The sequence below is a fragment of the Enterococcus sp. BWR-S5 genome (assembly GCF_016745255.1).
Classification (GTDB): domain Bacteria; phylum Bacillota; class Bacilli; order Lactobacillales; family Enterococcaceae; genus Enterococcus_L.
Genome location: NZ_JADOEQ010000003.1, coordinates 63,038 through 75,757 on the forward strand (window position 1 = coordinate 63,038; position 12,720 = coordinate 75,757).

At 40.0% G+C, this 12,720-nt stretch carries 15 protein-coding genes and 1 riboswitch; of the genes, 12 read left to right on the forward strand and 3 right to left on the reverse strand.

The window, feature by feature from the left end; genetic code table 11:
• Positions 1-150: 150 nt before the first annotated feature.
• From IW510_RS05045 to IW510_RS05065, 5 genes are all read left to right on the forward strand, one after another.
• The gene (locus IW510_RS05045) at positions 151-930 is read left to right on the forward strand and encodes a segregation/condensation protein A (RefSeq protein ID WP_202057538.1); all 780 of its coding nucleotides are present in this window, start codon (positions 151-153) and stop codon (positions 928-930) included.
• A complete protein-coding gene (gene scpB, locus IW510_RS05050) occupies positions 927-1,544 on the forward strand; it encodes an SMC-Scp complex subunit ScpB (protein WP_202057539.1) in 618 nt (205 codons plus the stop codon). Before IW510_RS05045 ends, scpB begins: the two co-directional genes overlap by 4 nt.
• Positions 1,545-2,264 (forward strand): pseudouridine synthase, encoded by a 720-nt coding sequence (locus tag IW510_RS05055; RefSeq protein ID WP_202057541.1) that lies wholly within the window; start codon positions 1,545-1,547, stop codon positions 2,262-2,264. It abuts the gene before it with no gap.
• Positions 2,265-2,286: 22 nt separating this feature from the next.
• Positions 2,287-2,937 (forward strand): GNAT family N-acetyltransferase, encoded by a 651-nt coding sequence (locus tag IW510_RS05060; RefSeq protein ID WP_202057543.1) that lies wholly within the window; start codon positions 2,287-2,289, stop codon positions 2,935-2,937.
• 220 nt (positions 2,938-3,157) lie between these two features.
• A riboswitch (FMN riboswitch) is annotated at positions 3,158-3,280 on the forward strand.
• 182 nt (positions 3,281-3,462) lie between these two features.
• On the forward strand, positions 3,463-4,077 hold the full coding sequence (locus tag IW510_RS05065) for an ECF transporter S component (RefSeq protein ID WP_202057545.1): 615 nt from the start codon (positions 3,463-3,465) through the stop codon (positions 4,075-4,077).
• Between the two features lie 89 nt (positions 4,078-4,166).
• Here IW510_RS05065 and IW510_RS05070 read toward each other — a convergent pair whose 3' ends face one another.
• On the reverse strand, positions 4,167-4,994 hold the full coding sequence (locus IW510_RS05070) for a formamidopyrimidine-DNA glycosylase (RefSeq protein ID WP_202057547.1): 828 nt from the start codon (positions 4,992-4,994) through the stop codon (positions 4,167-4,169).
• A gap of 232 nt (positions 4,995-5,226) precedes the next feature.
• Between IW510_RS05070 and IW510_RS05075 the strand changes: the two genes are divergently transcribed.
• Positions 5,227-5,649 (forward strand): GNAT family N-acetyltransferase, encoded by a 423-nt coding sequence (locus tag IW510_RS05075; protein ID WP_202057549.1) that lies wholly within the window; start codon positions 5,227-5,229, stop codon positions 5,647-5,649.
• Between the two features lie 29 nt (positions 5,650-5,678).
• Complete coding sequence (locus tag IW510_RS05080) at positions 5,679-6,407, forward strand: alpha/beta hydrolase (RefSeq protein WP_202057551.1); 729 nt, start codon at positions 5,679-5,681, stop codon at positions 6,405-6,407.
• Here IW510_RS05080 and IW510_RS05085 read toward each other — a convergent pair.
• Positions 6,404-6,619, reverse strand: coding sequence for a ferredoxin (locus IW510_RS05085; RefSeq protein WP_202057553.1), 216 nt, complete (start codon positions 6,617-6,619; stop codon positions 6,404-6,406). The two genes, IW510_RS05080 and IW510_RS05085, sit on opposite strands and share 4 nt — an antisense overlap.
• Positions 6,620-6,663: 44 nt before the next feature.
• Here IW510_RS05085 and IW510_RS05090 point away from each other — a divergent pair, with 44 nt between their 5' ends.
• The 5 genes from IW510_RS05090 to rpsA all read left to right on the forward strand — a co-directional run bounded on the left by IW510_RS05090 (position 6,664) and on the right by rpsA (position 11,979).
• Positions 6,664-7,713, forward strand: a complete 1,050-nt coding sequence (locus IW510_RS05090) for a helix-turn-helix domain-containing protein (protein WP_202057555.1) — start codon at positions 6,664-6,666, stop codon at positions 7,711-7,713.
• Positions 7,703-9,133, forward strand: coding sequence for a RecQ family ATP-dependent DNA helicase (locus tag IW510_RS05095; RefSeq protein ID WP_202057557.1), 1,431 nt, complete (start codon positions 7,703-7,705; stop codon positions 9,131-9,133). The genes IW510_RS05090 and IW510_RS05095 overlap by 11 nt, the downstream gene beginning before the upstream one ends.
• Positions 9,134-9,207: 74 nt before the next feature.
• Positions 9,208-9,738, forward strand: a complete 531-nt coding sequence (locus tag IW510_RS05100) for an SAG1386/EF1546 family surface-associated protein (protein WP_202057559.1) — start codon at positions 9,208-9,210, stop codon at positions 9,736-9,738.
• Between the two features lie 236 nt (positions 9,739-9,974).
• Positions 9,975-10,652 (forward strand): (d)CMP kinase, encoded by a 678-nt coding sequence (gene cmk / locus IW510_RS05105; RefSeq protein ID WP_202057918.1) that lies wholly within the window; start codon positions 9,975-9,977, stop codon positions 10,650-10,652.
• A gap of 115 nt (positions 10,653-10,767) precedes the next feature.
• The gene (gene rpsA / locus IW510_RS05110; protein WP_202057560.1) at positions 10,768-11,979 is read left to right on the forward strand and encodes a 30S ribosomal protein S1; all 1,212 of its coding nucleotides are present in this window, start codon (positions 10,768-10,770) and stop codon (positions 11,977-11,979) included.
• Between the two features lie 132 nt (positions 11,980-12,111).
• Here rpsA and IW510_RS05115 read toward each other — a convergent pair whose 3' ends face one another.
• Positions 12,112-12,558: a hypothetical protein gene (locus IW510_RS05115; RefSeq protein ID WP_202057562.1), complete on the reverse strand. Its 447-nt coding sequence runs from the start codon at positions 12,556-12,558 to the stop codon at positions 12,112-12,114.
• Positions 12,559-12,720 lie beyond the last annotated feature (162 nt).

The window sequence follows — 12,720 nt, forward strand, 5'->3', positions numbered from 1 at the left end:
AGCTGAACACCTAAAAAACAGAAAAAATGCGTTGTTTTTGAACGTAGTAGTTAAACACGAGAACTGAGCTATAGGACAGCTGAGGTTTTTTAGATAAAAATAGCAGAAATAGAAGAAACAGAGATTTTTAACAAGAAAGTTGGAAGCAGCTTGCAGGAAATCAATATAAAATTGGATGTATTTGAAGGACCATTGGATTTGCTCCTTCATTTGATAAAAAAATTGGAAATAGATGTCTATGATATTCCTATTGCAGCAGTTACGGAGCAGTATATGGGCTATATCCGTGCAATGCAATCCTTGGAGCTTGAGGTTGCCGGTGAGTATTTGGTTATGGCAGCTACATTAATGGCAATCAAAAGTAAAATGCTTTTGCCTAAGCAGGAGCTTGAGGTTGTCGATGATGAAGAGCTTGAAGGCGAGGATCCGCGTGAGGCTTTGGTTGCTCAGCTGTTGGAATACCGCAAGTTCAAGTACGCTGCCGGCTTACTCCATGAAAAGGAAGCAGAACGCAGCTTGTATTACACAAAAGAACCCATGGACATTGATGAATACAGAGAGGAACAGCCGCTTCTTGAACCGAATAAGCTCAACACGATTGATTTGTTTCTTGCTTTTCATTCAATGCTTGAAAAACGAAAAAGCCGACAGCCTGTGGAGACAACGGTTGCCGGAGAAGACGTTTCAATTGAAGTAAAGATTGCAGAGATTACCGATACAATCAAACAACTGAAAAAGGATACGCCGATTAAACTGGAATCTTTTTTTATAACCTATTCGAAGCAGGAAATTGTGACAACCTTTATGGCGTTGCTCGAGCTGATGAAGAAGCATTTTGTTCGTGTAGAACAGGAATGCAATTATGGCTCCATCCTGCTCTATAACGACTTGGAAGAGGAAACAACAAATGATTTGGAGGAAACACCGTGACAACAATGAGTCAAATTGAAGCAATTCTTTTCGTTGTTGGTGATGAGGGCATCAGTCTGGAGGAAATCTCCTATCTGCTTGAATTGTCAACAGCGAAATCTTATGAACTGCTAAAGGCGTTGAAAGAACGTTATGAACAGGATAAACAGTCTGCACTAAATATTTTGGAGGTGGGCAATCAGTTTGTCCTTTCTACAAAAAAGAATTTTGCACCGCTGTTGAAAAAATATGCGCAATCACCGATTGCTAATAATCTATCTCAGGCAGCTTTAGAAACACTGTCAATTGTTGCGTATAAGCAACCAATTTCAAGAGTTGAGGTAGATGAAATTCGTGGCGTTCAATCTGCCGGCTCTATTCAGAAATTAGCTGCCAAGCAATTAATTGAAGAAAAAGGGCGCGTAGATGGTCCCGGTCGAGCAATTTTGTATGGAACAACAGACTATTTCATGGATTATTTTGGGCTGAAAGCATTAGATGAGCTGCCTGATATCCATCAAATGGAAGAAGAAATTAATGAAGAACTTCCTTTGGATCTCTTTTTTGATCGTTACAAGGATGAAGAGCTGCCTGCAACCACTGAGGAAAAAACAGAGACCAAGGAGGAAGAATAAATGGAACGATTGCAGAAAATAATCGCTCATGCGGGTGTCGCTTCACGCCGTAAAGCGGAGGAATATATTCAACAAGGAAGAGTTAAAGTAAATGGGAAAGTAACGAAGGAGCTTGGCACAAAGGTTGGCAGCAACGATTTAATTGAAGTGGACAATGTGCCGATTTACCAAGAAGAATATGTCTATTACTTGTTCTACAAGCCTAAAGGGGTTATTTCTTCGGTCTCAGATGACAAGGGGAGAAAGGTTGTAACAGATTTTTTCCCTAGTGTGGTTGAACGGATTTATCCGGTTGGACGTTTGGACTATGACACTTCCGGTATTTTGCTGCTGACAAATGATGGTGACTTCTCCCAAAAGCTGACTCACCCCAGTCACGAAGTGAACAAGGTCTATGTTGCTAAGGTCAAGGGAGTTCCTAAAAAGCATGATTTACAACCACTGAGAAAAGGTGTGCGAGTGAACGGCTATAAAACTGCACCGGCAGAATTTCAGATTCTATCCGTTGATTTGAAAACCGGCACTGGAATTATCGAATTGACTATTCATGAAGGGAAAAATCATCAGGTTAAAAACATGCTTCAGGCAGTGGGCTATCCGGTACAGAAGCTGAAACGGGAACGTTTTGGTAATTTAACTCTTCAAGGGCTGAGACCTGGTGAATATCGCAGTCTTAACAAGAAAGAAATCAGCAGTCTGCTGAACGAGATAAAATCATAGGTTTTAACTAGGAGGTAAAAAAATGACTGTTACGATTAGACTTGAAGAAGAAAAGGACTACAGAAGAGTAGAGGAAATTACTCGGGAAGCCTTTTGGAATTTATATGTACCAGGAGCGACTGAGCATTTTCTGGCGCACACAATTAGAAGCTCGTCAGATTTTATTCCTGAATTAACCTTTGTGCTTGAGTTGGATGGTGAAGTAATCGGCAGTATTATGTATACCAAAGCGAAGGTTATCGACGATGCTGGAAATGAGCATCCGGTCATTTCCTTTGGACCTGTCTGTATTTTACCCAAGTACCATCGGCAGGGATATGGTCGTCTGTTAATTGAGCACTCCATTGAAGAAGCTAAGAAGTTGGGATTCTCAGCGATTATCATTGGAGGCTATCCCTATCATTATCATCCATATGGCTTTGTTGGTACGAAAAAGTATCATATTTCGATGCCGGATGGAAAGTTCTATACTGGGATTATGGCTTTACCTTTATACGAGGGTGCCTTGGAAGGCATAACAGGCAGTATCCATTTTTCACCGGCGATGTATCCGGATGAATCAGGTTTGGAGGCATTTGACCAGACTTTTCCACCAAAGGAAAAGAAGGTTCAAGCCAGTCACTTGGAATTTGAGAAAGCAGCCAGCAAAATAGATACAAACAGTTATGAATGATTTGTCGATAGGTACTGCAAGAAGTACAGCTTTTTACTTTGTCTAGCTTCTCTCAACACTAAGGCGAAACTGCACGTGGTGCTCTTTATCACGAGACATGTTTCGCCTCATTGTTTGGAAGCTGTCCAAGCTTGTTCTGCTTTTCTACTTGTGAAAGTCGTAACTATTGCATTCTGTGGAGAATGATGTATAATTGTGCTTGTAACATAATTTAATAAAGGTTCGTCTTCAGGGGCAGGGTGCAATTCCCGACCGGTGGTTATAGTCCACGACCTACTTTTTAAAGTAGCCGAATTGGTGAAATTCCAATACCGACAGTACAGTCTGGATAAAGAAGATAGGGCTTATTTGAATAGCTTTTTTTCAGATAAGATTACTCTAACTCTATTTTTCCCTGCAGAAAAATAGAGTTTTTTTCTGCAGAAAGAGGTAGATAGTCTTACGGATCTAGGGCTTGTCCGTTATGAAAAATTGTTTGTTTGAATGGTTCGTTTGAAGATGGATCCTTGTCAGGAGGATTTCATAATGAGAAACAGCAGAGTATTAAAAATGGTGGTAGTGGCGATGTTAGCTGCACTTGGTGCAACATTGCAATTTTTCGGTTTTCCATTATTACCGTCAGTGGCCTTTTTGAAGGTCGATTTTAGTGACATTCCAGTAATGGTCAGCATGTTTTTGTTTGGCCCGTTTGCCGGAATTGTAACAGCATTGATTCGTTCTATTTTGCATTTAGTGTTAACAGGTCCATCACCGCAAAATATGGTTGGTGACGCTGCCAGCTTCTTGGCAACGACATTGTTTACATTGCCAATGTTCTACTTCTTCAACAAGGGAACACACAAATTGAGAAATAAGATTGCCGGGATTGCATCAGGTATTTTAGCTATGACCGCGTTTATGAGTATTGCAAACTACTTTGTTATCACTCCGCTCTACTTGAGCTTATACGGAGTAACAGCCCAGTCATTTTTAGGTAGGTCAATGGAAAGCTATATTGCTGTAGGAATCATTCCGTTTAACCTAATTAAAGGTGTAATCATTAGTACGGTATTCATGATTTTCTATACACAGATACTTCCGTGGTTAAATAAAAAACAAACTCGTGTGGGAAACACTCCGAGTAAAATAAACAATAATTGATGAATGAAAAAAAGCCGTCTCTACTAATCATAGTAGGGACGGCTTTTTTTGATTTTAGTTGTCTTCAGGTAGCAGACTGGATCAATGAATCATTGCTTCTGACACTCGGGGCAGTAATAGATTGTACCACCTAGATAACTTTCCTTCACAATATCAGTACCACAGACTTTGCAGCCATTCTTGTAGGTGTTTTTGGATAAAATCGTTTGATAACCGCCAGGCTGACCAAAAATATTTCTTTCAGTATCTCTGCCACCGGCTTCTCTCATTTTTGTCAACGTCTGAATGGTTTGCTGATAAAGCTGCTGCAACTCCGCATTTTCAAGGGAAGCAATCGGTCTTTTTGGATGAAGCCCGGATAAAAAGAAAATATCCTGCATACACCCATTTCCAATGCCGGGAATGCGTTGTTCAGTACCTAAAAAGGCCTTAACGGACATTCGTTTTGGTTTTTCGGGAATCAATGATTGGAAATAGGTGAAATCAAATGCTTCACTATAGGGAACTGGTTTTTCAGCCGCCGCTTGGTAATACATATCTGTCGGGTGTTGATCACCGGGATAGAGTAGCATTGCACCATACATAGCTACTGAGCAGGCTAAATAAGTGCCATCAGTAAAACACAATAAGAGCTGGTGCTTCTTTGGCAGTTCGGTCTCGTTTTCAGCATAGTAAAAGCGAATACCATCTCTAAAAACAAGCCGCAGTTGTTCTTCAAATTCAATCACGATATAGGCTGCTACAGGATAGACTGCGTTAATTTTTTGATTGCTTAGAAAAAAGCCATAATCTGTGTCCTCACTAAAAAAGGCAAATTTATGAGGAGAGCTTTGTTTTTTGATTGAATCAACTGTCTTTCCTTTAAGCAGTGAATGGAGCTGTTCAGAAAAGGCATAGGTTTCCGGTATTTCCAACATTTGTTGTCCTCCCAACTGTTTTACTTCTTTTTTTTAGTGTATCTGATAAAATAGGAAAAGACAATGGTCGGGGAGGTACACATTTGAATTCTATTCAAGTTCTTTAAGAGAAATTGCGTAGCTTATTCTGTCGTGTGCAGCATGGACTGGAATCGTTCTTTCAAACCTGTACCATTTAGTTTTGATTTTGTTTTACCAATGGTGATGAGCTTAATTTTATGGAGGCTTAATTATGATATCAATCAGATATGTGCAAAAGGAAGATGAGGCATTTTGGTTTTCTCTGGACAATCATTTATCAAAGCAAGAGTTTGAAAAGAAAATAAGAGATAGAATGGGCTATGTGTTGTTACAGGAGAGCACACCAATTGGGATTTTGAGGTATAATCTTTTCTGGGATAATACGCCATTTTGTACGATGCTGTTTATTGATGATGCGCACCAACATAAGGGGTATGGTGCAAAGCTAATGGCGTTTTGGGAGGAAGAAATGCTGAGTCTGGGTTATGGCATGCTTATGACATCCACTCAAGCGGATGAAGAAGCACAGCATTTTTATAGAAAGCTTGGCTATCTGGATGCGGGTGGTTTACTGCTCACTATTCCGGGATATGAACAGCCCATGGAGCTGTTTTTCACTAAACGGCTTGGATGAATTAGAAGGGAAATGAAGAGATGAAGCAAATGAAACGATGGCAAAAATTTAGTATTTACATAGGAATAGTAATGATTATAGGGGTTCTTGCTGGTATTTTTTATGTACAGAGAAGTACCTATACCCCGACAGCTGCAGCAATTGAAGCAGCTGAATCTGCAAGTAAAGAGAAGGATGTTTTATTTTTTGAGGGAGAACAGAAGAATCCAACGATTTTATTCTATCAAGGAGCATTTGTTGAGAATACCAGCTACAGTATCTGGGCAGAGCAGGTTGCAGCGGCCGGCTTCAATGTTTATCTGTTAAGGCAGCCATTGAATTTAGCGATTCTTGGGCAGAACAGTGCAGAGAAAATAATAGAGGAAAAGCAATTGACTTCTTATATAATTGGAGGACATTCACTTGGTGGCGTGATTGGCAGTCGCTTTGCTCATGAGCATTTGGGAGATGAACGTTTAAAAGGGGTCTTCTTTTTAGCCAGCTATCCAGATAAGAATGGGGATTTATCAAGCTTTGATGGCAGTGTTCTTTCGATTACAGCAGAAGAAGATCAAGTGCTGAATGAAGAGAAATATCTAGAGGCAAAGGAACACCTTCCTGACTATACACTATTTGAAGAAATAGAGGGAGGAAACCATGCTGGCTTTGGCAGTTATGGAAAGCAAAAAGGCGATGGACAGGCGGAAATTACGGATGAAGAGCAGCAAAGGATTGTTGCTGCTATGATTATTCGTTGGGCTTCCCGCTTAGCGGACTAAGTATTTTCTCTTATTTCTATTGCGCGAACCGGACATTTGCGATAGGCTGTTGTCACAGCAGCGGCATCTTTGTCATCAATTGAGAGGGATACAGTGTCAGGATCATTTAGGAAAAGAACAATTCCATCCTCTGTGTAATCAAATATCTCTGGTGCATATACCTGACAGAGTCCACAGGCGATACATTTTTCCGGAATAATCTTGCATTCCATAACAAGCAGCTCCTATCTTATTTTATTTATGAAAGGTTTATTCTATGAAGACGCTATTCATTTTATCGTTATTCAAGCAGGGTTACAAGATAAAAGTATCCACGCTTTACCATTTACTCAAAGGAAAAAGAACCGTCTCAGTATTGATGAACGGCTTCCTATTTGATAATTTTTCCTATTTTCATTTATTTCCTACTCTAAAAGAAGAATCATTCTATCACTTGCTGCAGGAGTTGACAGATCAGGGCTTTTTGGTTTGGGAAAAAGAGACAATGGAGGCTGAAATTACAGATGCCGGGAGACAGCATTTACTTGAGCAAGAGGCGGTTGTTATTCCGTACATAAACCATTTAGATGGGTATAAATACGCTAAAACTGAAGAGGAAATGTGGCGCATGCTGCAATTTTTGGTACAAGTAGCATCGAATTTATCCTATCAAAACAAACAGTACATTCCTTTGGAGGCTTCGCCTCGCTATCAGGTAAAAATGAAGGCTCTTGTATCCGAAATTAACAAGCAGGCAATTGGTTTGAGCATGCGAAAGGAATGGCAAAGTGTTTTAGAAGTATTATCTGAAGGAGAGGCTGATTTTATTGCTCAGCAATTTTCCGGTTACCAAATAAATGGGAAGGCAGAACAACAGCTTTTGTCAGATGCAGATAGCTTCAAACGAACAATGTATCGAAAGAATACCTATCACCATCTATTTCATTGTATTGAAGCTTTGCCTCAAACGGCTATTCTACAACGAGCGATAAAGGAAGAGCTGGAAAAGAACAAAAATCAAAGCATGCTGCAAACAAAGGAACTATGGCAAAGCGGCTACTCGTTAACGGAAATCGCTCAAATGCGACAGATGAAGCCAAGTACCGTTAACGATCACTTCCTAGAAATGGCAATGAGTGAAGAAGTAGAGATGTTGGAGGATTTTCTGCCGGAAGAAACTAAAATACAGCTTCAACAGCTTCCGCCACCTTGCCAGAGTTGGCGCTATGCTGAATTAAGGCAACAGTTTGAGCTGGACTATTTTTCTTTCCGACTCTATCAAATTGTGCAAATCAAGAAAGAACGTGGGAAATATTATGGAGCTTGAGCAACTATTGCTTCATCATTTTGGCTATCCGTCGTTTCGAGATGGGCAGCGTGAAATTATTGAAGCATTGATAAATAGAGAAGATACGTTGGCTGTACTTCCAACAGGGACAGGAAAGTCACTTACCTACCAATTTATGGGGCAGGTACTGCCGCATACAGTCTTAATTATATCGCCTCTGCTTTCTTTGATGGAGGATCAGGTTAGACAGCTGCAAAAGCATGGAGAACGTAGGGTGGTTGCTTATAACAGCTTTTTGTCCTATGAGGATAAGCAGTATGTTTTGGCACGTTTTCATGAATATAAGTTTATTTTTATTAGTCCTGAGTCTTTGATGAAGGAAGAGGTTCTTGAGCGGTTAATGAAAATGGAGCTGTCTCTTTTCGTCATTGATGAGGCCCATTGTGTTTCGCAGTGGGGAGTGGATTTTAGACCAGAATATGTTAAAATAAAAGACGTGTTAAAAAAATTAGACTTTCCTTTGACATTGGCACTGACTGCAACAGCTTCACTGCATGTGCAGGAGGAAATCAAAGAGTATTTATTCAGAGAGGCACTAACTGTCCGCTCGTTTATCTATTCTGTTAATCGAAAAAATCTTTCATTGATTGTTGAGCAGACAGACGAAAAGGAGCCCTTGCTTTTAGACTATCTGACAAAGCAACGCAGGAAAGGGATTGTATACTGTACTGCAAGGAAGACGACGGAGTATCTGGCAATGACTATTCAGAGTCAAACAGGGATTCGAACGGCATTTTATCATGGAGGACTGACTGCGGGTGAGCGAAGTAAGATACAGCAGCAGTTCATTGGAAATGAAATCGATGTGTTATTTGCGACAAATGCCTTTGGTATGGGCATCGATAAGCCGGATATTCGTTTTGTCATTCATCATGATTGCCCGGCCAGCATGGAAAACTATGTACAGGAAATAGGTCGTGCAGGCAGAGACGGACTTCCGGCAACAGTAATACTATTATATAAAAATGGCGATGAAGCAATTCATCGATTTTTCAGAGATGAAGTCCAAGAGGAGCTGAAGGTGCTTCAGCAGCTGATAGATGGGGGCAGTGAGTTCTCTCCGGAGCTTATTGAGTCAATGAGTGAGATTCAGCAGAAATGGCTTCAAGGCTATCTGAGCGGCTCCTACACATTAGATGTCTTAAAGGAACGATTGCAGAAAAAGCATCGGGAAAAATATTATCAACTCACGCAGATGTTGGAATACATCCACACAAAAGAATGTAGACGCGGGTTCATTATGCAGTATTTTTCTGAAACAGCACAAAGTGAAGAGAATCAGTGCTGCGATAATTGCGGATTAATTATGAAGATAGCAGAAGAAGATGGGCACATAGAAGAAAAATCCAGACAAAATTGGCAGGATATATTAATAAGATTATTTAAAGAAGAAAAATAATCCGCTTTTTATCTCTGCATACACAAGCAAGCTATGTTATAATATCAAACGATACGATTTTAGGAGGAAAGACAGTGAGCAAAAGAAATAACAATAAACCAACTGAGGCGCATGAACCTTGGGAACAATCTATTTATGATACTAAGGATGATGCCGGACACTCAAGAATCGAAAAACGACAGTACAAAAAAGGAAATACAGTCTTTTTGACGATCTTGGTTTTCTTATTATTAATGATCATTGCCTTACCTATAGGAACTTTTTGGTGGGTAGCAAGAGATAAGCCAAGCGAAAACAAAGGTGGTACAGCAACAACAACATCATCAATCGCAGCTTCTTCTACACAGGAAAGCTCAGCTCCGACTTCATCTACACCACAGGAATCGTCTGCAGCAGACCCAAATGCAACTCCTGAAGAATCAGTAGAGGATCCAAATGCAACACCGGAAGCGGAGACGGATGCTGTATACGCGGAAGTCCAAGCTGGTGAAGGATTTAGACAGGTTGCCGAACGATATGGTGTGACCGTAGAACAGATTCTAGAATTGAATGGATTAACAGCAGATGCTGTTCTGCATCCGGGAGATTCATTGCGAGTACAATAAGAAGTATAAAAACAATGCAGGACTGGGATAGCTACATTATCTCAGTCCTTACTATTGGATACAGGGGCTTTTTCATCGGTATTGACCTTTTGGGGGAAGAAGGCTGATGGAAGCCGCAGATAAATAAAAGCAGCGCAGTCTACTAACTTGGATACTGAGAGTGCTGCATATTTTAGATGAACAGTCAACGAATGGCGTTATGAACTGTTCAGCTTTTTTGGAGAGTGGAGAGAATGATGAAAAAGATAAGTATTGCTATTGATGGTCCGGCATCTTCCGGAAAAAGTACAGTTGCTAAAATATTAGCAGAAAAAATGAATTATATTTATTGTGATACCGGTGCGATGTATCGGGCAGTCACCTATTTAGCTATCAGCTCTAAAACGAATTTGGAAGATGGACCTGCTCTTTGTGCGCTACTTTCAAAACATTCGATTTCTTTTAAGCAGCAAAGTGACGGTCAGTTAGTATTTGTTGATGAGGAAGATGTGACAGAAGCGATTCGTCAACAGGATGTCACAAACTCTGTGTCTATTGTCGCTGCTCACGGCGAGGTCCGTGAGAAATTGGTAGAGCTGCAGCAGACCATTGGTAAAAAGGGCGGCATTGTTATGGATGGCCGTGATATCGGAACAACTGTCTTACCTGATGCTGAAGTAAAAATATTTTTAGTAGCCAGTGTGGAAGAACGTGCAGAAAGACGCTACAAAGAGAATATCTCTAAAGGAATTGAAACAGACTTTGAAACACTGAAAAAAGAAATTGAACGAAGAGACCGTATTGACTCAACGCGTGAAGTATCGCCTCTTGTTCAAGCTGAGGATGCTGTTCGAATCGATACAACAGGGATGTCAATTTCTGAAGTTGTTGAGGCAATTGAAGCAGTGATTTCAGAAAAATTAGGTTTAGATTAAATAAAATATGATATTTTAAGAGAAATCGCTTTATTTTTTGCTCGAAATCCCTTAATATTAAAGAAACAAGTCATTATTAACGAATTTTTGTTGGTGTATAGGAGGATAAGTGTTCATGACAGAAGAGAAGCAAGTAGAAAACAGCAATGTAACAATGGAAGATGCGTTGAACAGCTTTCAAGAAGTGAATGTTGGCGACATCGTTAAGGGCGAGGTTTTAGCAATCGAAGACAAGCAGGTTATTGTCGGGATTGAAGGTGCCGGTGTTGAGGGTGTTGTGCCAGCAAAAGAATTATCTACTTCACAGGTTGAAGACATCAATGATTTTGTGAAATTACATGATGTTCTGGATCTGGTAGTAATCACATCAATCGGTAAGGACAAGGAAAATGGTAGCTATCTGTTGTCTAAACGCCGCTTAGATGCGAAAAAAGTTTGGGAAGATATTGAGAAAGATTTCCAAGCTGGAAAAATCATCGAAGCCCCAGTTACAAATGTTGTAAAAGGCGGCTTAGTTGTTGATGTTGGTGTACGCGGCTTTGTTCCTGCATCAATGGTCGAAGACCATTTTGTTGATGATTTCTCTGAGTATAAAGGGAAAACAATGACATTTAAGATTATTGAGATTGAACCTTCTGAAAATCGTTTGATTTTATCTCATAAAGCAGTTGTTGAAGCCGAGAAAGAAGAGCATAAGAAAGAAATCCTTGCTGATCTTCACGATGGAGATGTTGTTGAAGGAAAAGTAGCAAGATTGACTGACTTTGGTGCTTTTGTTGACTTGGGCGGTATTGATGGCTTGGTGCACGTTTCTGAGATTGCACACCAGCATGTTGAGAAGCCTGGTGATGTATTGAATGTTGGCGATGAAGTGAAGGTTAAAATCTTGTCAATCAATCCTGATGAAGAGCGTATTTCTCTTTCTATCAAGGAAACATTGCCTGGACCTTGGTCAGATATCGCTGAAAAAGCTCCTGCCGGTGCAGTTCTTGATGGAACGGTGAAACGTCTGACAAGCTTCGGTGCTTTTGTGGAAGTTTTTCCTGGGGTAGAAGGTCTGGTGCACATTTCGCAAATTTCTCATAAGCATATTGCTACACCGCATGAAGTGCTTCATGAGGGAGATGAAATTAAAGTGAAGGTATTGGAAGTCAATGAGGGAGAACACCGCATTGCTTTAAGTATCAAAGCTTTGGAAGCGAAGCCGGAAGTTCAGGAACAACCGAAAGAAGAAACTGAAACATATGAAATGCCGGAAGAAAGCACAGGTTTCACAATGGGCGACATTCTTGGCGACCAATTAAAAGGTCAAGGATCTGACGAATAAAAAGTAAGAGTCAGGACAGAACTTGTTTCTGTCCTGACGTTTTTTTTAAATAAAGAAGCAGCTGAGACGTGTTATTGTCTAACTGCTTCTTTATTTTTATTTTGTCACCTATTTATTCATGTTGTTTTTATATTACAAATCATTGTATGAAGCTTCTTGATAAAATGTTAAAATGGAGCCATCGACTGTAATTAACTGAGCGTATAAATTGCCGTTTTCGGCCTGTTGAATGGTGATCGTTTCTTCAGTAACCTTGTTAACTGAATCAACAAGCTTTTTCAGTTTTGTTGTTGGGATGATAGAGACGATTTCCTGACGAGGCTCTCCTTGAAGAATATGAACCTTAGCTTTTGGCTGAATGTCACCAATAGTTGAGAAATGTTGATATGGAACAGTGTAAGCTATTGCATATGTAATTGTCTGTGCATCGTCTTCCAGTTCAATTTTTGTTAGCCATCCTAAAACAGTGTTGAACCATGACAATGTTTTTCTGATATCCTTAGAATAATAGACACACTCCATGCCTAGGGGTAACGGACCGTTAGGAATGGATGGATTATCGAATTCCGAGTAGATCATAGTGAGCCTCCTTTTTCTTTTATTCTATCAGTAATTATAAGGAATAATCGAATGATTTTCAAATAAGGAGAAAATATTTCCTTTTTTTAGAAAAGTCGTAGGGATGCAGACTATTCAATACTTCTATAAAAAAATAATTGTGAAATGTCAAAATAGTAAAAT

Excerpts from the sequence above, each read along its gene's own strand:
- IW510_RS05065 (WP_202057545.1), top strand. The coding sequence starts at position 3,463 with ATGAGAAACAGCAGAGTATTAAAAATGGTGGTAGTGGCGATGTTAGCT.
- IW510_RS05115 (WP_202057562.1), bottom strand. The coding sequence starts at position 12,558 with ATGATCTACTCGGAATTCGATAATCCATCCATTCCTAACGGTCCGTTA.
- rpsA (WP_202057560.1), top strand. The coding sequence starts at position 10,768 with ATGACAGAAGAGAAGCAAGTAGAAAACAGCAATGTAACAATGGAAGAT.
- IW510_RS05055 (WP_202057541.1), top strand. The coding sequence starts at position 1,545 with ATGGAACGATTGCAGAAAATAATCGCTCATGCGGGTGTCGCTTCACGC.
- IW510_RS05090 (WP_202057555.1), top strand. The coding sequence starts at position 6,664 with ATGAAGACGCTATTCATTTTATCGTTATTCAAGCAGGGTTACAAGATA.
- cmk (WP_202057918.1), top strand. The coding sequence starts at position 9,975 with ATGAAAAAGATAAGTATTGCTATTGATGGTCCGGCATCTTCCGGAAAA.
- IW510_RS05060 (WP_202057543.1), top strand. The coding sequence starts at position 2,287 with ATGACTGTTACGATTAGACTTGAAGAAGAAAAGGACTACAGAAGAGTA.
- IW510_RS05070 (WP_202057547.1), bottom strand. The coding sequence starts at position 4,994 with ATGTTGGAAATACCGGAAACCTATGCCTTTTCTGAACAGCTCCATTCA.
- IW510_RS05075 (WP_202057549.1), top strand. The coding sequence starts at position 5,227 with ATGATATCAATCAGATATGTGCAAAAGGAAGATGAGGCATTTTGGTTT.
- IW510_RS05095 (WP_202057557.1), top strand. The coding sequence starts at position 7,703 with ATGGAGCTTGAGCAACTATTGCTTCATCATTTTGGCTATCCGTCGTTT.
- IW510_RS05080 (WP_202057551.1), top strand. The coding sequence starts at position 5,679 with ATGAAACGATGGCAAAAATTTAGTATTTACATAGGAATAGTAATGATT.
- IW510_RS05085 (WP_202057553.1), bottom strand. The coding sequence starts at position 6,619 with ATGGAATGCAAGATTATTCCGGAAAAATGTATCGCCTGTGGACTCTGT.